Consider the following 22601-nt stretch of genomic DNA (forward strand, 5'->3'; position numbering starts at 1 on the left):
TAATAAGCTGAAAAGGTTTGGCATTGCGACTGATGAGGCAGGAATCAGGAAGGAAAAACTGCGGAAAATTGACACTGGCTCTGGTACTGCGCCTTGCCCCGACCTAGATAGTTGCTTATCATCAATGCTCACTTGGAATTTATGGTAATCGTATGCGCTATTTCGTTTTGTTGTTGATGGGGTTAATCAGTCTGCCTGTATTGGCGTTAACCAAAATCAATCTGTACCAAGCTGAAGTTGTGATCGACGAGCAGCACAATAACCCAGAAGCTGAAGCTCGAATTCGTGCCATGCAAGAGGTGATTGTTCGAGCCACGGGGAGTCAGGACTCATTGAACAATGACGTTGTCAGTAAAGCGCTGCGTCAAAGTGCTCAATACGCGAATCAGATCAGCTATGGACAACTCAATGATCAAAGAACATTAAGAATTGCCTTTAGTGGACCACGCATCCGAGCTCTGTTAACTCAAGCGCATTTAGCATTCTGGCCAGAAGACCGGGCCAATATTTTAGTGTGGTTGGTAGAAGAATCTGACTATGAGCGGCGTATCATTTGGGAGCATTCACAAACCGACGTTGTATCGCAATTAAAAATGCAGGCTGAGCAACGTGGTTTACCGCTTACTTTTCCTGTCGGTGATTTTGAGGATGTGACGAGTATTCAAAGCTCCGATCTTTGGGGCGGCTTTACGGAGTCAATTGCGACGGCGAGTCAACGCTATACCAGCGATGCCATTTTAGTGCTACGAGCTCAAGGTTCCACTTTGCGTTGGGCGTTGTACGATCAATCCGCCGAACAGATGCTAACCTCTCCTAAAGTCCCAGTCAGTGGTCAGACTTCTGGCGAGGAGGCAATGAACACATTCATCGATGTATTGGCTAATCACTACGCTAAAAAAAGTGCGGTGTTAGTGGGTAGCGAGTCTTCACAAACGCTGTGGGCGGCATTTAAACCGATTAATAATGCTCAGGCTTTCTTTACCTTGGAGGAGAGCGTGAGACGCTTAAGCTCAGTCGCCTCTTTGGATATTGTGAGTATTCGAGGGGATGAAGTTATCTTCAATGTGCATTTATTAGCTAGCGAAGCTGATTTCGCTCAGGAAGTGCTTCGTCTGCGCCAAGTAACGCAGAGAGCGGTACCGAAACTCGTTGAGCGTGAAAATATTGAGCAAGAACAGGAGAAAGAATATCGTGAACCAGAGGATAAGCGACCGGTGGTGACACCACCTAAAAGAACCCAGCTTTATTTTTCTTGGCAAGATTAACTTCCCCCTGTTTAAGGGGATTGATGGTTGCTGAAGATGTTAATCGGTAAAGTCAGACAAAATCCCTCCCACCGATTTAATTGACTTGTCCCAGCCCTTTTTAGAGGTTGGGACTCACGTTTTCAATTAATGATTATCACCCTCGTTTAAGGCAACGGCGAGTTGAGCAAGGCGTTGACCAAGACGTTGGGCTAATTCACTCTCATCATGGGTTAAGGTGCTATTTGCAGAGTCAGCCACATGACTGGCGCCGTAAGGGGTGCCACCAGATCGAGTGGTATGCAGCTTGGGTTCTGAATAAGGAATCCCCATAATCAACATGCCATGGTGCAGCAAAGGTAGCATCATGGTCTGTTGAGTCGTCTCTTGTCCGCCATGTAATGTTGCCGAGCTAGTAAATACGCAGGCTGGTTTATCAATTAACGAACCTTTTACCCATAGTGGGGTGGTTTGATCCCAAAAATGTTTTAATGGTGCCGCCATATTTCCGAACCAAACGGGGCTACCGACGGCTAAGCCATGACACTGTTCTAACTCATCGAAGGTTAAGTAAGGATCACTCACGTTTCCTTGCGCAGGTTCTAGCTCAGGAACAGTACGTAAAATTGCCTCACATCCAGAGACCGACTCAATACCTCGGGCAATATGCCGAGCCAAGCTACGGGTACTTCCGTGACGACTGTAGTACAGAACGATCAGACGAGTCATAAAATATCCAGTACCTGTTCTGGTGGACGACCGAGACGCGCTTGTTGATTGGCAATCACAATAGGGCGTTCGATCAGAATGGGGTGTTCTACCATGGCTGAAAATAACGCCTCGTCAGAGAGGGTAGGATCGGCTAAATTCAGGGTTTTATATAAGGCTTCTTTACAACGCATCATGTCTCGAACCTGACTATGAGGTAACTTTGCATGAATGGCTTTGAGTTGTTCAATGGTCAATGGGGTTTGTAAATAGTGGATAATGTTCAGCTGCAGGTTACGTGCTTCTAATAGAGCTAACGTTTCGCGGCTTTTAGAGCAGCGTGGATTGTGATAAATGGTAACGGACATCCTCTCTCCTTAATAAAGATGGTTTATTATTTAAGTTGCTTATTGTTCTGCGAGTTGACGAGGCTGTGGTATTGGCTGCGTCATTTTCCCCAATCACATAGTTTGTCGATATGATTAGGGTTTCACTCGCTTACCAATCATCAATTACTCCCAGTCATTGTTGGCTAACAATCGCCTTGAGTCGCTAAGTTTATCGTAGGGCTAAAAATCGATCTCTTTGTACCATGAGTTGATCGAGTCGTGCATCATAGCGAGCTTGTTGCAAACTACCCAAAGGAGCAAGCTGACTGGCTTGGGTATAAAATTGAATCGCTTTATTCCAGTTCGCACCTAAAGCAAAAATTTCAGCCCTGGCTGCCAAATCTTCTGCGCTATTACCGCTTCGGCTATTCGCTTCTGCTAACAAATGCCATCCATTGACGTCATTGGGGCGCTCATGGGTGTAGCGTTGTAAAATACGAATGGCTTCTGAAAATTTTTCATCTTTGATCAAGACATTGGCGTAGTTTATCACCAATACAGGATTATTGGGTTTTCGTTGCAGTGCTTGAGCCAGCATGGATTGTGCTTCTGTGGCGCGTTCAGTATCAACCAAAAGGTCACTCATCGCATCGAGATAAAAATTATTATCAGGATGGCTTTGTAGCAACTTTTTCAAGCGACTTTCGGCTTCGTCGTATTGCTTAGTATCAAGATAAACGAGAGCTTTACCATAATCAAAGGCGGCGGCCATACCCGGATCAGCTTTTCTTTGGTTACGCTTAAACCAATCTAATGCGGCTTCACTGTTGATTCCTGCATAACGAGCGACAACTCGCGAGCGCGTTAAATGATAATTCAGAGATGGAGCAACGCTAACACTAGGAAATTGTTGTGCTCGAGAACGACTATCTGTAATACGATCTTCGGGTAAAGGGTGGGTGAGGAGCATCGGTGGCGGCGTACTGGCATAACGATATTCGTCAGCAAGACGACCAAAAAAGCGTGGCATGGCATGCACATCAAACCCAGCTTTAGCTAAAGTCGCAATCCCAAAACGATCCGCTTCTTTTTCATTACTGCGCGTGTAGTTAATTTGGCTTTGCATACTGCCAGCTGTCGTCGCGGTGATCGCTGCAATTCCCGCTTGAGGCGCTGCGATGGCTAATAGCAGTGAGCCAGCTAAAGCGGCAATTGTGGCTGGGGAGCGACGAGCTTGCTCTTCCATACTACGCGCTAAATGACGTTGAGTGACGTGAGCAATTTCATGCGCCATGACCGACGCGAGCTCACTTTCTGATTGAGCATGCAGTAGTAGACCAGAATGCAGCGCAATATAACCACCGAAAAACGCGAAAGCATTAATATTACGATCGCGGATCATAAAGAAGGTAAACGGCGTTTTGACATCATCTGAGTTAGCGACCAAGCGATAACCTAGCGCATCAATATACTCATTGATAACCGGGTCGTTGATGATCGGACGGCTGTTACGTAACATGCGCATATACGCATCACCATAGATAAGCTCTTGATCAATTGTTAATGTTGAGCCTGCCACGGTACCAATATCGGGCAATTCTATGCTATCACTCCCAAAACGATTCGCATATGCGCCAGAAAGTGGACTTAAGGTTGCCGCGAGGCAGAGGTAAACAAGAGAACGTTTTATTTTCATAGTGATAGGTAATGCTCCAAGCTTATCTTTCTCTAAGACACTGTGCGATGCCATTGGTTTCCTACACCGCAGAAAGTCATCTCGTTTACTCACTCCGGCAGTGGTATGATTGAGGCTGATTTATTTTACACACTGTGTTGCGGTTTCTTCTCAATAGTGATGATGAGGCTGACCGCTCCATCCATCAGTAGTTTGAGTCTATATTAAGGATTGAACCCTAAAATGGAACCCAAGATTGTTGATTTACCTAAGTCGTGCTGTCCTATGACATTATTACTTGCAAACCGTCACATCTTAACGCTTGATGATAGAAAAAATCACACTATTCTGATTGGCAGGCAAGATACGGTTGATGCTCCATATTATCTCAATACCATTGCTGTTCAGCACATGAATTTGCCAAATAATCATTATTTTTCTCGTTCTATTGTTAAGGGGAGCCCGCTCGATGTTTGAAATGCTCAATCGTTGGTATCAAAGACGATTCTCCGATCCTCATGCGGTTAGTTTGGTCGCTATCTTATTTTTTGGTTTTATCATCATCTATTTTTTTGGTCATCTGATCGCCCCATTATTGGTTGCGATTGTTTTAGCCTATTTGCTTGAGTGGCCAGTAACCCAGCTATGCCGTTTAGGAATTCCGAGAACCTTATCGGTTTTGGTCATCGTGTCATTGTTTCTTGGACTCATGTTAGTTGCGTTATTTGGTATTGTTCCGACCATTTGGCAGCAAGTCATTAATTTAATTAATGATATCCCTAATATGTATAACGATTTGCAAAACTTTATTGCCAGTTTACCGGAGCGCTACCCAGAACTGGCCAACTTACAAATCATTGAGTCATTAGTTAATAATGCAAAAAATAAAGCGCTAAGCATGGGAGAGTCGGTAGTCAAAGGGTCATTAGCGTCATTAGTTAGCTTAGCAACGCTGGCGGTATATTTGATTTTAGTGCCGATGTTGGTGTTCTTTTTACTTAAAGATAAACAAGAAATGATGTCGATCGCCAGTGGCGTTCTACCTCGAAATCGACGTTTGGCGACTAAGGTATGGTTAGAAATGAATCAACAAATTTCTAATTATATTCGTGGTAAAGTGTTGGAGATTCTCATCGTCGGTGGCGTGAGTTATGTGACGTTTGCGATTTTGGATTTACGTTATTCTGCTCTGTTAGCTGTTGCGGTGGGTTTCTCGGTTCTGATCCCTTATATCGGTGCTGCGGCAGTCACTATTCCAGTCGCAATTGTTGGTTTGTTTCAATGGGGATTAACGCCTCAATATTATACCTTGTTGATTGCGTATTTTATTATTCAAATTTTAGATGGCAACGTGCTGGTGCCGATTCTATTTTCTGAAGCGGTCAATTTGCATCCGGTTGCCATCATCATTGCGGTTTTAGTTTTTGGCGGATTATGGGGTTTTTGGGGCGTCTTTTTTGCTATTCCTCTGGCCACATTAGTTAAAGCCGTGTGGCATGCTCTACCCAGTAATGATGATGAAACGGTCTCGATTGATAGTTAAGTGACGATGTGTTTTTTACTCGTTATCTGATTGCAAAGCCTCATTGTCGTTAATGAGGCTTTTTGTTTAAAGATAATTAAGCGCTGTTTATGTTGTCGTTGCGGCAAAAGCGTTAACTTTTGCTTACACTCTTAATATCCTCGTTTAAGTTTTGATTGAACTTGGCGATACAGTGATTAAGGCCAACTTCACCCGAATAAAAAATAAAAATAACATTAGGAAGATTAGTAGAGGGAAATTATGAAATTTAGTCAAAAAATTGTGGCAGCTTCATCTGCATTATTGTTGGTCATTGTCGTTTCATTGTCTGTGCAACAGTTGACGACGGTTCGCTCAGAAGTTCAAGCATTGGTGCACAGCAGTTTAAAAGAGATGGTTGCAGGGGTAAAAAACACCATTACCTTAGATATGGGCAGTAAGAAGGGAATGGCCAAAACCATCACCGAAACCTTAGAACTTGATCCTTTAAATCGTCAATATGTAACCAATGTGCTAGAAAAGCCAACGCTCAAAGGTAGTTTTTTATCTATTGGCTTAGGGTATGAATCTGATGGTTCAATGGTCGAAAATGACGATGGCTGGGAGCCTGGTAGTGATTACGATCCAAGACGTCGCCCATGGTATATCGGCGCTAAAGCTCAGAATTCACTCGTCGTTACTGCGCCTTATGCTGATGCATCGACCAATAACATTATCATTTCTATTGGTACGCCTGTACGCCATGCCGGACGCTTTATCGGCGCGATGTTTTATGATTTAGAGCTCACTCAATTAGCGGAAATGGTCAATCGGATCAACCTGTTTGATGCGGGTTACCTGTTTATTGTGACTGCCGATGGCTCAACTATTGCTCACCCTGAGACTCGGTATAACGGTCAGAAGTTGACCGCTTATTTGCCCGATGTTCAATTAAAAGAGGGACTAAAACAGGTTGATATTAATGGTCAGTCACATTTGGTGTATTTTAGTCATGTACCCAGTGAAAATTGGTATGTGGGGGCGGTGATTGATGAGTCGCTCGCATTCGTTGCTCTGACTAAATTACGCAATAGCTCGATTATTTATACTTTGATTGGGGTGATTGTCAGTATTATAGGTTTAACCTTACTAATTAATGTATTAATGCGCCCGCTGAGCGTGCTTAATCAAGCAATAAAAGATGTCGCTTCAGGACAAGGTGATTTAACTAAGCGTCTAGATACCAATACCGATCAAGAGTTCGCAGAGCTTGCTCACGGCTTTAATACCTTTACTGAGACGTTACAAACGCAAATCAAACAATCGAAAGCGATTGGTGAGGAGATCATGCGTGGTGCTGAATTAACCATCATGAGCGTTGAAGGTTCATCTTCAGCGATGCGTTCTCAGTTACAAGAGCTTGAGCAATTAGCGACAGCGATGCATGAAATGTCAGTAACCGCGACGGAAGTCGCCAATAACGCTCAAGGGGCCGCCTCTGCCGCAAAAGAAGCCGATGAAGCAACCATTGAGGGCTCGCAAGTCGTGAGTGTGACGACACAATCGATTGATAAGTTATCCGCGCATATTGAAATGGCCGTTAAAGAAGTTCAAGGCTTGGAGTCGGCAACGGCTAATATTGAAACGATTTTAAAAGTGATTAACGATATTGCGGATCAAACCAATCTATTAGCACTGAACGCGGCGATTGAAGCAGCGCGTGCGGGTGAATCGGGGCGTGGTTTTGCGGTTGTTGCTGATGAAGTACGTACCTTAGCGCAACGAACTCAGCAATCGACCACTGAAATTCGCGGTATGATTGAGCAACTGCAAATCGGCTCTAGCTCGGTCTCGAAAGCAATGAAAGAGAGTAAAGATACCGCGGTAGATGTCGTTGCCAAAGCACAGTTAGCCGATGGTGCATTACAGCGTATCCGTCATGCCATTCAGCAAATCAGTGACATGAACTTACAGATTGCTTCTGCAGCAGAGCAGCAAAGCTTGGTGGCCGAAGAAATTAACAGCAATACGGTGAAGATAAAAGATTTATCAACCCAAGTTTCTGATTCTGCAGAAGAAGCAAATATTGCCATGCAAGTTCAAGCTGAGAACGTGCGTGAGCAAGACGCCATTTTAGGTAAATTTATTGTCTGATATCGTTTATCGATAGTCAGTCGTAATAAAAAACCGCTTCGTTAATAACGGGGCGGTTTTTTTCGTTGCCGAGGAGAGTTTTCAGGTAGGCTTAGTGCTGGTTTAAGTAGTTAAGAACCACCTGATGATGATCTTTGGTTTTAAACTTATCAAACACATGGGCGACGTTACCTTGTTCATCAATTAAAAAACTGATCCGATGCAGGCCATCGTAAGTTTTACCCATGAATTTTTTCTCCCCCCAAACGCCAAATTGATCCGCTAACTGATGATCTTCATCGGATAATAACGTGAAGTTAAGCTTATCACGCTCGATAAACTTACCTAACCGAGCAACAGGGTCAACACTGACACCAAGTACCACCACATTGTGTGCGGCAAGTTCTGCTTGAATATCACGTAAACCTTGCGCTTGTACGGTACAACCTGGAGTCATGGCTTTTGGATAAAAATACAGCAGTACTTTTTTTCCTGCAAAGTCAGCCAGTGAGATGGGATTGCCATGTTGATCAAGGCGAGTCAGCGTCGGTGCCGTTGAACCTACGTGTAGAGGAGTCATGGTGATTCTTTTCCTTTTATTGACTGTTTTTTATGAAATTGAGCGAGCCACGTACAGCCAGTTGATGACAGAGTGCAGCAAACTCTTCTTGTAATTGCATAAGATTATAGTCGGCATTGACTTGAGCAGTAATCGCGATATGAAATTGGTCATGCTCTGTGCTGAGCTTTGATTTGTGAATTGTTTGTGCACTCAATGAAGCCATGCCGATATGCCGTTCGGCAAAAAAATGAGTGAATTTTTCAGTTAAGCCAAGTTTATCGTCAGATTCGACATACACTTCAACGCTATAAGCATAATGTGGCTGATGATGCGGAGAGGTTCGTTTCATCATTGTGATAAGATCGTGTTGTTGTCCGAGCAACGGAAGGGTGCTTTCGATACGAGTAATACTATTTGTATTGCCAGAGACCAACATAATTAAAGTAAATTCATTGCCAAATAAAGCAATCCGGCTATCAATAATATTACCACCAGCTTGAGTCACCAGCTGGATAACTTGGTTACAAATACCCGCACGGTCAGAGCCTATAGCGGTTATCACGAGATGTTGAATCATAAGGCCACTTGAGTTGAATGTTTTCATTGATGTTAACACGGTTAATAAGCGATATAAAAATCGTACATCCGGTGAATGGTCATGAGTTAATCATGGCTGATAACCTTCTTACTTAAGTTTGACAACAAGTAGGTGAAACCGGTGTAGATCATGCCTATCCGACGCTGTCATGGCATTCTCGACGTTTGCTTAGCCATAACCATATCGTTTGCTTTGCGTATAGAGATCATTCATTGACCGCCCACTTGCAACGCTAAGTCGTTTAGGTATATAACCCAACTAAGATCAAGTAAGGTTCAGTGGCGCTGGTATAAGATTTGATAAATATTCACGGTTAGGTGTCATTTAAGCAGATTTCCCCCCTTGTGTTTTTTAAGTGCCATGCAGTACCATGCAAAAGTTATCAATTTAGGGAGATAGACATGTTTTCAGGAAGTATCGTCGCGTTAATTACGCCTTTCGACCATGACGGTGAAGTAGACTACGTTAGTTTACAAAAATTAGTCGATTATCATGTCGCAGCAGGAACCGACGCGATTGTTTCTGTGGGTACTACTGGTGAGTCATCGACCCTTTCGGTAGAAGAACATGTCAAAGTCGTGGCGAAAACGGTCGAGTTTTCTGCTGGGCGTATACCAGTCATTGCTGGAACCGGTGCCAATGCGACTCATGAATCCGTGACGTTTAGTCGTTTACTGAATAATACTGGAATCGCGGGTTATCTGAGTGTCACTCCTTATTATAATAAGCCGACTCAAGAGGGGCTATTTCAGCACTATAAAGCGATCAGTCAAGAAACGGATATTCCGGTTATTCTTTATAACGTGCCGAGCCGAACGGCTGTTGACTTAAAACCAGAAACGGTTGCTCGTTTAGCGGAACTAAAAAATATTGTTGCACTCAAAGACGCAACGGGTGATTTAAGTCGTATTGCGTTGCATCGTGAGTTGTGCGGTGACCAGTTTATTTTGCTGAGTGGCGATGACGCGACTGGGCTTGAGTTTGTTAAACTGGGTGGTAAAGGAGTTATCTCGGTTACCAATAATATTGCCGCTGCAGATATGGCTCAAATGATGTCACTTGCGCTTTCCGGTCAGTTTGCGGAAGCGGAGGTCATCAATCAACGTTTAATGCCTCTCCATAAGGGGTTGTTTGTTGAGTCTAGCCCCATTCCGGTGAAGTGGGCCGCCCATAAATTGGGTTTAATTGCACACGGTCATTTACGTTTGCCTTTGACTGAGCTTTCAGAATCTGCTCGCCCGTTCGTTGCCCAAGCTATGACAGAAGCTTGTATTCTATAACGTTTTACGGCTGAGTCTCTTCTCAGCAACTTAGGAGTTTCAATGAAGTTATCCCACCAGCTGGTTGTTGGTTCGCTGGCTGTATTGGTGTTGAGTGCTTGTTCAAGTAGTCCGGCACAGCGGCGTCAAGCAAAAAATGATTTTGCCTACTTAGAGACCAAACCATTAACGCCTTGGGTATTACCTGAAGGTGCGTTACCTCAGTTTTACCCTAACTATACGATTCCCGAAGGACAATTTCCTGGAAAAATTGGCCGGAAAGTGGATATTCGTCCACCTCAACAAATTCTTGAGTTAATTCCTGGCGCTCGTGCGGAACGGCAAAATGGTGAAGTGACGTTGTGGATGATTCGTCAAGATGAAGCCGATAGAGTATGGCAAACGGCATTAACCATGATGGAAGAGCGAGGCATTGGCGCGGTAGAGCAGAGCGATAATCGTGTCGAAACCAGTTGGATTAATTGGGTCTCTGAAGATGAGGACACCACGCTTGGTAGCCGCTATGAGTTAACTCGCGTTGAGGCTAATAATCGCTTTGGTTTTAAAATTTCCCTGATAGATTGGCGGGAAGATGGCAAGTCAATGCCGGTGACCGCAAGTAATAAAGAACGTTATAACGCTTTTATGACCAATTTAGTCACCAGCCGCTATGATCAGCAAGTACGAGAAGAAGCGACGCGTCGAGCGCAAGAGTTAGTCAAGCAGATACCCATCACGATGGGCTCCGACCGTAGTGGTTTACCGGTGATCATTGCTCGTACGCCTTATGATGTGTTATGGCAGCGTTTACCGACTTTATTACCTGAGATGGGCTTTACTATTGAAGAGCGCAATCAGTCACAGGGCACCATCAAAGCGAAGTACGCGTCCCCCGATGATCAATTTTGGAATCACATAGGTGTCAAGCCAATGAATCTAAGAGCGGGCACTTATACCTTCTTATTTGGTGATTTAGGCAACCGAACGTCAGTCAACGTAACCAACTCGGCAGGTAAACCTGTTGAGGAAGAGCTACTGAAAGAGATGGCTCCGGTACTGGCTGCGATTGCAGAGAAATAGTTTGATACTAAGTAACCAATTATAGCGATGAGGGATACTAATGATCAGTATCCCTCTCTTTTTTAGCTTGTTCTTTTTTTTCTGTTTCCTGCTCTGATGGCGTCGGTTCTGAGGAATCAAGTTCGGCAGTCATCGATTGCAGTTTTTTGTCTAGCTCGCTGAGCTTTTCAAAGTCCTTTTTTTTGCTCATGGGTTGGAATTTGATTTTGGAGAGGTATTTGAGCGCCGCTAAATTACCAATAATCAGGCTCATGGCAGCAATTGAAATCACCCATGGGTTGAATAAAAAGTCCATATCCGTCCTGCCTATGCAATATTGATGATGTACTGATTGTAGATCGTCTCTAGGTTTTGTAATACGGTTTGTTTGCCTAATAGCTGTTCTGGTGCTAATTGTTCGGCGAGTACGTCAAGGGTTAATTGTGTTAAGCACCTTTCCGCGGTCAGTCGGTGACTAATATGCCAAGGTTCAAAGGCGACCCCGATACCATTCTGTTGGTAAGGGAAAAAAAATCCAAACGGTTCGATATGTGCTTTTAACCATAAATAGAAAGGGTGTTGATGAGCCTGCAAATATTCCCAAGGTTCTAGCTGTAATGACTCTCCGGCTGGTAATCCATGACGATCAAAAACGTCAAAATCGGTTCCCCAGTGATGGCGACTTGCGCCAGGTAACGCTGACCAACGTAAAATAGCCCATACTCGTTGTTCTTCTGAGTAATGAGCGGTATCAATAGGCTGACTTGCTTCATCTAAGATCGCGAGTTCGCCACTCATTTTACGATTCCATATACTCTGCTGACGTGCAAAAGATCGAAAGCCGCTGGCGATATTAAAATTAAATCCAGCTGAATCGACCGCTTGTTTTAAAGCAAGCAGATCTTGGCTTACCTCTGGGTGAACCCAAAAGTTTTTTTGGCCAACGATCACCGCATTGAGGTGATCGTCGGTTTTTCCGGTTAATTGTTCAGGTGACATCATTGGCCGAAAAGGTGCTCCAGCACGTTTTGATACATGTCCGTGAGTTTTTCTAAATCTGCGATGCTGACACATTCATTGACTTTATGAATGGTGGCATTGACAGGTCCTAACTCGACGACCTGTGCGCCCATTTTAGCAATAAAGCGGCCATCAGAAGTGCCTCCAGTGGTTAATAACTGGGGCTGTTGATGATTGACCTCTTGGACAGCGCAAACAACCGCATCAAGTAGCGAGCCGGCATCAGTCAGAAAAGGATCGCCACTCAATGTCCATTTTAGCTCATAGTCTAAACCATGCGCATCCAATACCGAGTGAACGCGGCGTTTGATCTCTTGCTCGGTCAATTCGGTACTAAATCGGAAATTGAATTGCACGCTAAATTCGCCAGGTATCACATTTGACGCGCCCGTTCCTGCTTGCAAGTTCGGGATTTGGAAGCTGGTTGGCGGAAAGTAAGCATTGCCGTTATCCCACGTGGTTGCCGCGAGTTCCGCTAAAGCGGGTAGCGCTTGATGTACGGGGTTACTGGCTAAATGAGGGTAAGCAACATGGCCTTGTGTTCCTTTAATGGTCAGATCACCGGTGATCGAACCACGACGCCCATTTTTAACAACATCGCCGACCTTTAAGGTACTAGAAGGTTCGCCGACAATACACATATCAATCAGCTCATTGCGAGCCATTAACGTATCAACCACTTTAGTGGTCCCGTTAATAAAAGGGCCTTCTTCATCAGAGGTAATTAAAAAACCGATGGACCCCTTGTGATTGGGATGTTTCGCTAAAAAGCGTTCCACCGCCACTATCATGCAAGCTAATGAGCCTTTCATATCCGCGGCACCACGACCATGCAGATAGCCATCAATGACGGTTGGTTCAAAGGGCGGTGTGTGCCACTGAAAAAGAGGTCCTGCTGGGACTACATCGGTATGACCTGCAAACACAAACAAAGGACCTTCGGTTCCTTTACGAGCCCAAAAGTTGGTCGTATCTTCGAAGATCATCGGCTCAATATTAAAGCCCAGCGCGATAAGGCGTTCAATCATCACCTGTTGGCAACCTGCATCATTTGGGGTGACGGATTCGCGACTAATCAAATCTTTTGCCAGCGCGAGTACGGGGCTATCTATCATCCTTATTGTCCTTGTGGTGATGGAAAAAGAGTAGCGTAATCATCGGTACTAAAACCGACATAGAGTAACTTCTCGATACGTAAAATAGGGCGTTTAATCATCGCAGGTTGGTCAAGCAACAAAGGGAGAGCGGTCGTTTCATTGAGGTTCTCTTTTTGCTGTGGGCTCAATTGGCGATAAGTCGTTCCCCGTTTATTGATCACATTCTGCCAACCGAGTGCTTGAAAAAACTCATTCACTAACTCAGCAGTAATACCATCTTTTCGGTAATCATGAAATTGATATTCGACCCCTTTGGCGTCTAACCATTTTCGCGCTTTTTTGATGGTGTCACAGTTGGGGATGCCGTAAAGAGTAATAAGCATAAGATTCCTTTTCCTCGCTCTGGTGCCAATTTATTGTGATTATTGGCCCGTTAACAATAGGGGTGAATTCAGTGTCTAAATCCTAACAGGAAGCGTAAGCGGTGACAAAAAAACCTATTTGGCGGTTTGCTATTGTTAAGATGATTTGGCTGTGCATGTACAAAAAACATACGGATGACAGGTTAAGGATAAGAAAGTGGTTCGTTAGCACCACCGATTGGCTTGTTATTGATCGAACGCAACATCTTAACTGACAAAACAGAAATAATGTGCTCTGCACCATTTAGGAGGTATCAATGGAATTGAGTCCTGTTTTTGCAAGGCGTTTGTATCTCGCCTTATTAGTTGAAAGCCTTGAACGGCCAAATGTCCCTAAGTTGATTGAAAAAACCGGATGGCCGCGTCGCACCATTCAGGATGTGATCAAAGCGATGCCGGGGATCGGAATTGAGCTCAGCTTTGTTCAAGATGGACGTCGTCATAATGATGGCTATTATCGGTTATCGGATTGGGGACCGTTTGATAGTCAATGGGTCATCCAACGTAAAGCGGCGATTGCAGCAAGCCTTGGATTTCATGCTTAAGCCAGTCTATGCTGGCTTTTTTTATCAGCTGGTTTTTGTTGAGAGATAAATAATAAACCCCATCCAACTGATGATTAACAGTCCCCATGGTAACCATGGTATTGATTTTGCGCTGGGTTTGGGAGGGAGTGGCATGACTTCTTTCGTCGTATTCTCTGCCGTATGCCTTAATTGCTGAGACTTTTTTTTGGCTCTATCAGCCTGACGGCTTTTCTCTTTTTGTTGTTTCTTATAGAGTGCGATACCTTTTTCTATACCTTGCGCAATTAACTTGGTTTGTTCTTTCGTTTGGCCCGGTTTTTGTGAGGCTTTAGCAATGGCTTGTGCTTCTTGCTGAGTTTGTGGTGACGGAATAATGGTCTGTTTCATTAATAACCCCTTTTCAATATTGATCAGATTAACATGCCTTGATTCATTTCCTCAACTGAGGACGAGTAAGGTTAAAACTTGAGTTGTTAAGGCATAGGCGATGAATAAGGATTACGTTAAAGTAGCAGGCATAATAGTATGAATTTATGATGTATTATGCGATATCCGATCGAACACTATGACCGTTATGGTTACCTTAATGCTTCGTTATGGCTCTGGTTGTGCTGGTTGTTTTTAGCTCGCGCTTGGGTCGTTTTTGTGGTGGCAGGAGTAAGCCGAGAACATGGTTCAACCATTCTGAGTTTTGTGTATCCCGATCACGATATGCTGTACTTAGGGTTAATGACTGGTTTACCTAGCTTACTATTGATGTGGCTTATTCACCTTAGACAAGAGCAGCGACGTTTACTTATCGCCGGTTTCCGTTTAGGACGCGCCATGACCCTTTGTGTACTCATTATCCAATTAGTACAAACGGTTTATCATGTTTATTTAGATCATGGCGCATTCCAGTGGGCTAATGCATTGACGCTGCTCATCTTACTGTGGTTTGGTTTTTACTTGATACGTAGTCGTCGAGTTAAAGCGTGCTTTGATTCTACTGGCCCGTTGAGTTAAACGGTTATTGATTACGTACCCAAATCTATCTTGTCGGGCGCTCTTCTTATTTCATTACCGATCATCAATGATGATCGGTATCATGACTCAAGATTCTGTTCATTTTGCCGATACGCTAGTTAAGTATTTGTTCACAGAGCAATTTGATAAAACAGCATGTCTCTTTCGGTCAACACCAATGTTTCGGCTTTAGTCGCTCAGCGCCATCTTAATCAAGCGTCAGTAGCCCTTCAGCAATCACTGGATCGATTATCTTCCGGTAAACGAATTAATCGAGCGAAAGATGATGTCGCTGGGTTGCAAATCTCCAATCGATTAGAAACACAGATGCGAGGTTTAGGCGTCGCAGCGCGTAATGCGAATGACGGTATTTCGATCATGCAAACCGCAGAAGGTGGGATGCAAGAGACAACAACCCTTTTGCAGCGAATGCGCGATCTCTCCTTACAGTCAGCGAATGGCTCGAATAGCCAAGCTGAGCGACAAGCACTACAAGAAGAAATGAGTGCTTTGAATGATGAAATAAACCGAATTGCAGAAACCACCTCTTTTGCTGGGCGAAAATTACTCAATGGACGTTTTGGTTCGGCTTCTTTTCAGATTGGTGCGGCCTCTGGAGAGGCGGTACAAGTCGGTTTGAAATCGATGCGGAGTGACCAGTTGCTAATGGGTGGCTTTAAATATGTTTCTCTTCCTAAAGATCCCGATTGGCAAGTTGAACAAGGTAATCATCAGCTTTCTATTTCGTATATGAATCGCGCAGGCATAACAGAAACTGTCGATATTCAGGCTAAAGTCGGTGATAACATCGAGTCTTTAGCCACTTATATTAATGGTCAAACCGATAAACTGTCCGCCTCAGTTAACGAAAATGGACAATTACAGATTTATTTCGAAAATCAACATAGTCATTTTATTCACGGCCAGCCTTATTTTTCAGGTGGTTTGGCTGACCAGTTACAGCTTACCTTTGGAAAATATGAAACCGTTAATGATCTTGATATCACTTCTGTTGGTGGTGCGCAAAGTGCTGTCGCTGTGATTGATACTGCATTGCAGTATGTCGATAGCCATCGGGCTGAATTAGGTGCTCTCCAAAATCGTTTTTATCATGCCATTAATAATCTTGATAATATGCATGAGCACTTGGCTGCTTCAAATAGTCGGATTAAAGATACTGATTTTGCTAAAGAAACTACTCAAATGGTTAAACAGCAAATACTGCAACAAGTCAGCACATCTATTCTTAGCCAAGCGAAAAAGCAGCCTCATCTTGCATTGTCTTTACTGAATAATTAAAAAAACGATCGTTATCGACAGGTCATTTAAAAGCTTGAGTAAAAAAAACGCTATTTTTGTTATTTTTCCTAGTTTGGTGCGTTTTTAACCACAAAGTGAGTTTTTTTAAAGAAAAGCAAAAAAAAATCTAAAGGTTTTTCAAAACACGCCGCTAAGAAAATAACTTTGAGAGAACTACCTTGGTTTTACGAGACGTCGAAAACCGGAAACATCGGAAAATCAATTGGAGAAATTACCATGGCAGTGAATGTAAATACCAACGTAGCCGCAATGACCGCACAACGTTACCTAAATAGCGCGACTAATGCGCAACAAACATCGATGGAGCGTCTGTCTTCAGGCTTTAAGATCAACAGCGCTAAAGATGATGCTGCTGGTCTACAAATCTCTAACCGTTTAAATGTACAAAGCCGTGGTTTAGATGTCGCAGTACGTAACGCCAATGATGGTATCTCAATGGCACAAACGGCTGAAGGCGCGATGCAAGAAACCACTAATATCTTACAACGTATTCGTGATCTATCATTGCAATCAGCTAACGGTTCTAACTCAAAATCAGAGCGTGTCGCGATTCAAGAAGAAGTAACCGCGCTGAATGATGAGCTCAATCGTATTGCTGAAACCACGTCTTTCGGTGGTAACCGCTTACTTAACGGCACCTTCCAAACCAAGGCATTCCAAATTGGTTCGAACAGTGGTGAAGCCGTCATGTTGACTCTTAACGACATGCGCAGTGATAACGTTAAAATGGGTGGTACGAGTTATGTCGCTGCTACTGAAGCCGATAAAGATTGGACCGTTAGTGATGGTAATAATGAACTAACCTTAACGCTTAATGATGTCAATGGCGTAGAGCAAACCATTAATATCAGTGCTAAAGTTGGCGATGATATCGAAGAGCTGGCCACTTACATTAATGGCCAAACTGATATGGTTCAAGCATCGGTCAATGAAAAAGGGCAACTACAGATCTTTAGTGGGGAGCATAAAGTTACTGGTGATGTGACCTTTGGTGGCGCATTAGCGACTGAGTTGGCGATGGGCCCAGCACAAGCGGTGACGGTGAATACGATTGATGTCACCAGTGTTGGTGGAGCTCAAGAGTCTGTTGCTATCGTGGATGCCGCGTTACAGTATGTCGATAGTCATCGAGCCGAGCTTGGTGCCTTCCAAAACCGCTTTAACCATGCTATCAACAACTTGGATAATATTAACGAGAACGTTAACGCATCGAAGAGCCGCATTAAAGATACTGATTTTGCGAAGGAAACCACAGCGTTAACCAAAGCGCAAATCCTTGGTCAAGCCTCAAGTTCTATCTTAGCTCAAGCCAAACAGGCACCGAATGCCGCATTAAGTTTACTTGGCTAATCAATCTCTGCCTTTACAAAGAATCCAGCTTCGGCTGGATTTTTTTATGTTTGAAATTGAGTTAGGTGCGGCGGTTGCTTGTAATCTTTAGCCATAGACGAGCGTTATTTTTTGAGCTGGATCGCTTTTTAGCGATGAGAAGAAAAAAAATAGAAAAATGTCGACTATTTCCCTAAAGGATATTTAATTGAGGCCGTTAAAGGATACGAGAGAAATGAGGTATACCGACGAGAGGTGAGAGACTTGAAGGTATGCCAACTATCCGCCTAAGGAGATCAAACTATGGCAATTAACGTAAACACCAATGTGTCGGCGATGACCGCACAGCGCCACCTGAATAGTGCGGCTGACGGTGTGCAAAAATCAATGGAACGCCTATCATCGGGGTATCGTATTAACAGTGCTCGTGATGATGCAGCAGGCTTACAAATCTCAAACCGATTGACTTCGCAAAGCCGTGGGCTTGATGTCGCGGTACGCAATGCTAATGATGGGATCTCTATTGCTCAAACCGCAGAAGGTGCGATGGGCGAAAGTACCAATATTTTGCAGCGTATGCGAGATCTTGCTCTGCAATCTTCTAACGGTTCAAACTCACGCTCTGAGCGTGTCGCGATTCAAGAAGAAGTTACGGCCCTTAACCAAGAACTTAACCGGATTGCAGAAAGTACCTCCTTTGGTGGTAACCGGCTGCTGAACGGCACTTTTGGTAGCAAATCTTTCCAAATTGGTGCCGAATCAGGGGAAGCGGTGCTGCTAACGATGGGAAGTTTGCGCTCTGATACGGCTGAGATGGGCGGAAAAGCGTATCGAGCAGAAACAGGCCAAACGCCGGATTGGAGAGTCACCACTGCGACCGAACTCACGCTTAACTACACAGATAAGCAGGGTGAAGCGCGAGAAATCACTATTAACGCGAAAGTCGGTGATGACCTTGAGGAGGTTGCGACTTACATTAATGGTCAAAGTGAAGATATCAACGCGTCAGTCGGTGAAGATGGCAAGCTTCAACTGTATGCCTCTTCGCAAAAAGTAACCGGTGATGTGACGATAGGTGGCGATCTTGCTACCGAAATTGGTTTTGGTACAGGGCAAGATGTTAACGTGAAAAACATCGATGTGACTACCGTGGCTGGCTCACAAGAAGCGATTGCTATCCTTGATGGCGCGTTAAAATCGGTGGATAGTCAGCGAGCTTCACTAGGTGCTTTTCAAAACCGATTCTCTCATGCGATTAATAACTTAGAGAATACCAATGAAAACGTTAATGCCTCGCGCAGTCGTATCCAAGATACGGATTACGCACGTGAAACAACGGCAATGACTAAAGCACAAATTTTGCAGCAAGCGAGTACCTCAGTATTAGCTCAAGCGAAGCAGTCACCATCTGCAGCTCTTAGCCTGTTAGGTTAACTGACGGTGCAATGGGCAGCATGGGTAGCTGAACGCGCAATTAGCGATTAAGCTACCTATAAGGTGGAAGGGAGATTGTTATGGAAGTACCATCCTACACATCGAACATCCAGCCTTACGGCTCGCAAAGTGGCACTAAACTTGCTTCAGGAAACGACAGCGTGGTAAGTGCTTCTTCGCAGGAGAGTCACCGTTCGGTGCGCAAGACAGAAAAAGTCAATGCGCAAGTGTCTGAACAACTAAAACGCAACCAAGAACAAGCGTTGCAAGCCGCGATTAAACAATCTCAACAAAGAGAGCGGATAAACGAGCAGCAACGCGCAGTGGTTATTGAGAAAATGGACGAGTTTGTTAATTCGATCAATAAAGGTTTGGCGTTTCGGGTTGATGAAGAATCCGGACGGGATGTTGTGACGATTTATGAAGCCTCTACGGGCGACATTATTCGGCAGATCCCTGAAGAAGAAATGCTTGAAGTATTACGACGTCTCTCTCGTGAGCAGAGTCCAAAGTCAGGCTTGCTGGTGATTAAGGCGTAATCGTATGATTGAGGTGATTGGATGAGTTTAGGCCCAATGGGGATGAACACTGGTTTTGATATCAATAGCGTCGTAAGGACGATTGTTGATGCTGAGCGTGTACCAAAACAGCAAAGCATTGATAATAAGCGCTATGATAATGAAGCCAGTATTAGTGCCTATGGCAGGCTCAGGGAATCACTGGATACCATGCGAAATCTCATGGCGAATTTTCGTCAAGAGAAAGCGTTTGCTGTGCGCAAAGTTGACACTTCTGATGACCAGATTGTTTCTGCAACCGCTTCAACCGATGCGATTGCTGGGAGATACTCAGTCGATGTGTTGCAGCTTGCTCAAAGCCATAAAATTGCGTCAGAGGTTATACCGAGTGACACAAGATTTGGTGAGGGGAAGCTGCAAATTTCTCTGGGTAAGAGACAATTCACGGTTGATGTCGCCAATAATTCTCGGCTGACAGATGTGATACGAGAGATTAATGGCCATAAAAATAATCCCGGTGTGCGAGCATCAATTATCAATGATGTCGAAGGACCTCGGCTGATCATTGCTTCTAATCTATCGGGTGAAAAACAGCAAATATCAATTCAAGCGCAAGCTGAGTCAGGTAACCCATTAAAACGCTTAGAGTATAAAACCTTAGAACAAAGGGTTAAAGATTTAGAGAAAGCACGAGCTGAAGCGCAACAAATCATTGCCCCTCTGACAGCGGAGCAACAAGAAGTCGCGGCCCAAGTCGCTGAAAAAATTGGTGCGGCTGCACGTGAAGTGGATAAAGAGCTCGCGGCCCAAGCTGAACAAGCGGTATCAACAACACAAGATCTTGATGATATCTCTGGCGAAGGGATCAAAGCTGCAGAAGAAGCCAATCGTTATTTAAGACCTGAAGAGCGCATTCCCGGTTGGACAGAAACCGCGTCAGGCACCTTACTTGATTCTTATTCCGAACCTCAACCGGAACTCGATGAAAATGGCTTAGCAAAGGCCGCCGATATTCCTGGTTGGAGTAATACCGCGTCAGGCACGTTGCTTGATTCTTATGTGACCCCCAAAGAAGCCCAAGCTAAAATTGATGCCAAACTTGCCCAAGAGCAAGCTGCAATACAAGAAGCGATAAAAAGCGGCAATATGACTCCGGAGGAGGCAAAAGCCGCTGAAAGAGCAAAATTATCTCCTGAAGAGCTCGCGGTGCTTGAAAAAATGGAACAAGTTCAAGCTCAATTAAAAGCGGCGCAGCACTCTTTTGATGAATATCAAGGGATGATCCAAGTTCAAGCGGGGCAAGATTCGTTGGTCTTGCTGGATGGTATTGCGACATTATCCAGTGAAAATAACATCATTGAAAACGCTATCGATGGCGTTAATCTTACTCTTAAAGGTCGACATGACGCCAATCAACGGCCTGCAGAAATTGGCATTGAGTACGACAGAGATAGTGTTCGTCAAGATATTGAGCAGTTCGTTGCGGCTTACAATCAATTTTACCAAATTAGTAAAGAATTATCGGGTGTCGATCCAAGGACGGGCCGTGCTGGACCACTCGCTGGAGATAGTATTGTTCGTAGTGCCGATACGCGATTGAAATCAGTCTTTTCATCGCCGATTGAGCAAGGGCCTGAGCAGCTAAAAAGCCTGACGGAATTAGGTATTACTACCACTCGCCAAGGGAACTTAGAAATTAACTATGCTATGCTCAACCGTCAGCTAAATAATAATTTTAATCAACTGGGTGATTTTTTTGGTGGCAATCAAGGCTTTGCTCGACGAGTCGAAGAAGCCATTCAAGGATTGACTGGGGCAACGGGATCGATCCGCACTCGCGAGAACAGCATCACCGAACAAAATCGTCGCTTGGTCAATGATCAAGACGCCTTGGATCGTCGTATGGACGGTTTAGAGAAGCGAACTCACGCTAAATTTTCGGCTATGCAGGATGCAACGGGTAAGATGCAGTCTCAACTTGCTGGTATGATGAATGCTCTGGGTTAGTGATATGCAGACTGAGCTACAAGCGTTATTTGATATTAATCAACAAATAAAAGAAAAGTTAACTATTGACGACATTAACACTGAAGAAATTCATCGCTTGGTCGATAATAGGGAACAACGGTTAGCGGTATTGCTGAGTTATATCGTAGACAATCCGCAGTTTGCGCAATCACCAGAATGGCAGAGCGCGATCGAAGAGACACAACATCTTGTTGAACTGATGCAGTCTAAAACCCTGTCTATCGGTAAATCATTGCGACAATATCGATACGGTAATAAATCGCTTCAACAATACAAAAAGTTTTTATAAAGAGGAAGACTATGCGCGGTTCTTTACAAGCGTACAAAAAAGTATCAGTGGATAGCCAGCTCAGTGCGGCCTCACCGCATAAAATCGTCCAGATGCTGATGGCCGGTGCCATAGAACGTTTGATCCAAGGTAAAGCGGCAATGCAGCAAGGTAATATCCCTGTTAAAGGTGAGCGTTTAGGCAAAGCACTGGACATTATTATTAGTCTGCGTGGCTGCTTATCGATGGACGATGGCGGGGATATTGCAAAAAACCTTGATCAATTGTATGAATTTATGATCACGCAAATCACCACCGCTAACCATAAAAACGAGCCTCAACCATTAGACGATGTGATAGATATTCTGCGTGAAATCAAGTCTGCATGGGATCAAATCCCTACTGAATATCATAATTTGACCGCGACTGATGTAGGGATATAAGTTTTATCTTAAACTTTTAACCAATATCACATCAGCTAAATGCTTGGTTGCCTTATTTTTTTAATTAAATAGAATAGAAGCCACTAACTAGCCGAGTGGCTTTTTTTGTTGCTGAATTTCAC

The 22601-nt window shown here is 44.1% G+C and carries 24 protein-coding genes; 14 read left to right on the forward strand and 10 right to left on the reverse strand.

Annotated elements, in window-relative coordinates:
• The first annotated feature begins 152 nt into the window (after positions 1–152).
• Entirely contained in the window at positions 153–1265 is a 1113-nt protein-coding gene (locus FKN93_RS01215) for a DUF2066 domain-containing protein (protein WP_170904290.1), read from the forward strand.
• A gap of 126 nt (positions 1266–1391) precedes the next feature.
• On the opposite strand, the gene wrbA is transcribed toward FKN93_RS01215, so the two are convergent.
• From wrbA to FKN93_RS01230, 3 genes are all read right to left on the reverse strand, one after another.
• Positions 1392–1973: an NAD(P)H:quinone oxidoreductase gene (gene wrbA, locus FKN93_RS01220; protein ID WP_154170411.1), complete on the reverse strand. Its 582-nt coding sequence runs from the start codon at positions 1971–1973 to the stop codon at positions 1392–1394.
• Positions 1970–2320: an arsenate reductase (glutaredoxin) gene (arsC, locus tag FKN93_RS01225; protein ID WP_161439426.1), complete on the reverse strand. Its 351-nt coding sequence runs from the start codon at positions 2318–2320 to the stop codon at positions 1970–1972. The genes wrbA and arsC overlap by 4 nt, the downstream gene beginning before the upstream one ends.
• Before the next feature lie 190 nt (positions 2321–2510).
• Positions 2511–3977 (reverse strand): M48 family metallopeptidase, encoded by a 1467-nt coding sequence (locus FKN93_RS01230; RefSeq protein WP_040904734.1) that lies wholly within the window; start codon positions 3975–3977, stop codon positions 2511–2513.
• Positions 3978–4425: 448 nt separating this feature from the next.
• On the opposite strand from FKN93_RS01230, the gene FKN93_RS01235 reads away from it, so the two are divergent.
• Together FKN93_RS01235 and FKN93_RS01240 are read left to right on the forward strand one after the other, a co-directional pair.
• Positions 4426–5499: an AI-2E family transporter gene (locus FKN93_RS01235; protein WP_004394738.1), complete on the forward strand. Its 1074-nt coding sequence runs from the start codon at positions 4426–4428 to the stop codon at positions 5497–5499.
• A 240-nt stretch (positions 5500–5739) separates the two neighbouring features.
• On the forward strand, positions 5740–7611 hold the full coding sequence (locus FKN93_RS01240; RefSeq protein WP_004394739.1) for a methyl-accepting chemotaxis protein: 1872 nt from the start codon (positions 5740–5742) through the stop codon (positions 7609–7611).
• A 91-nt stretch (positions 7612–7702) separates the two neighbouring features.
• Here FKN93_RS01240 and bcp read toward each other — a convergent pair whose 3' ends face one another.
• Together bcp and FKN93_RS01250 are read right to left on the reverse strand one after the other, a co-directional pair.
• The gene (gene bcp / locus FKN93_RS01245) at positions 7703–8170 is read right to left on the reverse strand and encodes a thioredoxin-dependent thiol peroxidase (protein WP_004394740.1); all 468 of its coding nucleotides are present in this window, start codon (positions 8168–8170) and stop codon (positions 7703–7705) included.
• 16 nt (positions 8171–8186) lie between these two features.
• Positions 8187–8729 carry a glycine cleavage system protein R gene (locus FKN93_RS01250; protein ID WP_040904125.1) on the reverse strand — a complete coding sequence of 181 codons (543 nt, stop codon included), beginning with the start codon at positions 8727–8729 and terminating at the stop codon, positions 8187–8189.
• Positions 8730–9151: 422 nt separating this feature from the next.
• Here FKN93_RS01250 and dapA point away from each other — a divergent pair, with 422 nt between their 5' ends.
• Entirely contained in the window at positions 9152–10030 is an 879-nt protein-coding gene (gene dapA, locus FKN93_RS01255) for a 4-hydroxy-tetrahydrodipicolinate synthase (protein WP_004394742.1), read from the forward strand.
• A gap of 42 nt (positions 10031–10072) precedes the next feature.
• The gene (gene bamC / locus FKN93_RS01260; protein WP_004394743.1) at positions 10073–11089 is read left to right on the forward strand and encodes an outer membrane protein assembly factor BamC; all 1017 of its coding nucleotides are present in this window, start codon (positions 10073–10075) and stop codon (positions 11087–11089) included.
• A gap of 37 nt (positions 11090–11126) precedes the next feature.
• Here the strand turns inward: bamC and FKN93_RS01265 are convergent, their stop codons facing one another.
• Genes FKN93_RS01265 through FKN93_RS01280 form a run of 4 tightly spaced genes read right to left on the reverse strand, consistent with a single transcriptional unit; the run spans position 11127 to position 13568 of the window.
• Positions 11127–11384, reverse strand: a complete 258-nt coding sequence (locus tag FKN93_RS01265; protein WP_040904127.1) for a DUF2897 family protein — start codon at positions 11382–11384, stop codon at positions 11127–11129.
• An 11-nt stretch (positions 11385–11395) separates the two neighbouring features.
• The gene (locus FKN93_RS01270) at positions 11396–12067 is read right to left on the reverse strand and encodes a M15 family metallopeptidase (RefSeq protein WP_170904354.1); all 672 of its coding nucleotides are present in this window, start codon (positions 12065–12067) and stop codon (positions 11396–11398) included.
• Positions 12067–13203, reverse strand: coding sequence for a succinyl-diaminopimelate desuccinylase (dapE, locus tag FKN93_RS01275; RefSeq protein WP_004394746.1), 1137 nt, complete (start codon positions 13201–13203; stop codon positions 12067–12069). The genes FKN93_RS01270 and dapE overlap by 1 nt, the downstream gene beginning before the upstream one ends.
• A 2-nt stretch (positions 13204–13205) precedes the next feature.
• Positions 13206–13568, reverse strand: a complete 363-nt coding sequence (locus FKN93_RS01280; protein ID WP_004394747.1) for an ArsC family reductase — start codon at positions 13566–13568, stop codon at positions 13206–13208.
• A 296-nt stretch (positions 13569–13864) separates the two neighbouring features.
• Here FKN93_RS01280 and FKN93_RS01285 point away from each other — a divergent pair, with 296 nt between their 5' ends.
• A complete protein-coding gene (locus tag FKN93_RS01285; protein ID WP_004394748.1) occupies positions 13865–14152 on the forward strand; it encodes a helix-turn-helix domain-containing protein in 288 nt (95 codons plus the stop codon).
• A gap of 24 nt (positions 14153–14176) precedes the next feature.
• Here FKN93_RS01285 and FKN93_RS01290 read toward each other — a convergent pair whose 3' ends face one another.
• The gene (locus FKN93_RS01290; protein ID WP_170904291.1) at positions 14177–14521 is read right to left on the reverse strand and encodes a DUF2956 domain-containing protein; all 345 of its coding nucleotides are present in this window, start codon (positions 14519–14521) and stop codon (positions 14177–14179) included.
• Positions 14522–14677: 156 nt separating this feature from the next.
• On the opposite strand from FKN93_RS01290, the gene FKN93_RS01295 reads away from it, so the two are divergent.
• From FKN93_RS01295 to fliS, 8 genes are all read left to right on the forward strand, one after another.
• Positions 14678–15139 carry a DUF2919 domain-containing protein gene (locus FKN93_RS01295; protein ID WP_170904292.1) on the forward strand — a complete coding sequence of 154 codons (462 nt, stop codon included), beginning with the start codon at positions 14678–14680 and terminating at the stop codon, positions 15137–15139.
• A gap of 156 nt (positions 15140–15295) precedes the next feature.
• Positions 15296–16438 (forward strand): flagellin, encoded by a 1143-nt coding sequence (locus tag FKN93_RS01300; protein WP_170904293.1) that lies wholly within the window; start codon positions 15296–15298, stop codon positions 16436–16438.
• A 237-nt stretch (positions 16439–16675) separates the two neighbouring features.
• Positions 16676–17809: a flagellin gene (locus FKN93_RS01305; protein ID WP_004394751.1), complete on the forward strand. Its 1134-nt coding sequence runs from the start codon at positions 16676–16678 to the stop codon at positions 17807–17809.
• 282 nt (positions 17810–18091) lie between these two features.
• Positions 18092–19222 (forward strand): flagellin, encoded by a 1131-nt coding sequence (locus tag FKN93_RS01310; RefSeq protein ID WP_004394752.1) that lies wholly within the window; start codon positions 18092–18094, stop codon positions 19220–19222.
• 80 nt (positions 19223–19302) lie between these two features.
• Positions 19303–19761, forward strand: coding sequence for a flagellar protein FlaG (gene flaG / locus FKN93_RS01315; protein WP_040904131.1), 459 nt, complete (start codon positions 19303–19305; stop codon positions 19759–19761).
• A 21-nt stretch (positions 19762–19782) separates the two neighbouring features.
• Positions 19783–21747 carry a flagellar filament capping protein FliD gene (gene fliD / locus FKN93_RS01320; RefSeq protein ID WP_040904134.1) on the forward strand — a complete coding sequence of 655 codons (1965 nt, stop codon included), beginning with the start codon at positions 19783–19785 and terminating at the stop codon, positions 21745–21747.
• Between the two features lie 4 nt (positions 21748–21751).
• Complete coding sequence (locus FKN93_RS01325) at positions 21752–22057, forward strand: flagellar protein FliT (protein ID WP_040904736.1); 306 nt, start codon at positions 21752–21754, stop codon at positions 22055–22057.
• Between the two features lie 11 nt (positions 22058–22068).
• The gene (gene fliS, locus FKN93_RS01330) at positions 22069–22479 is read left to right on the forward strand and encodes a flagellar export chaperone FliS (RefSeq protein ID WP_004394755.1); all 411 of its coding nucleotides are present in this window, start codon (positions 22069–22071) and stop codon (positions 22477–22479) included.
• The last annotated feature ends 122 nt before the right edge of the window (positions 22480–22601 follow it).

The organism is Vibrio sp. A8-1, assembly GCF_013048685.1.
Classification (GTDB): Bacteria; Pseudomonadota; Gammaproteobacteria; order Enterobacterales; family Vibrionaceae; genus Vibrio; species Vibrio metschnikovii.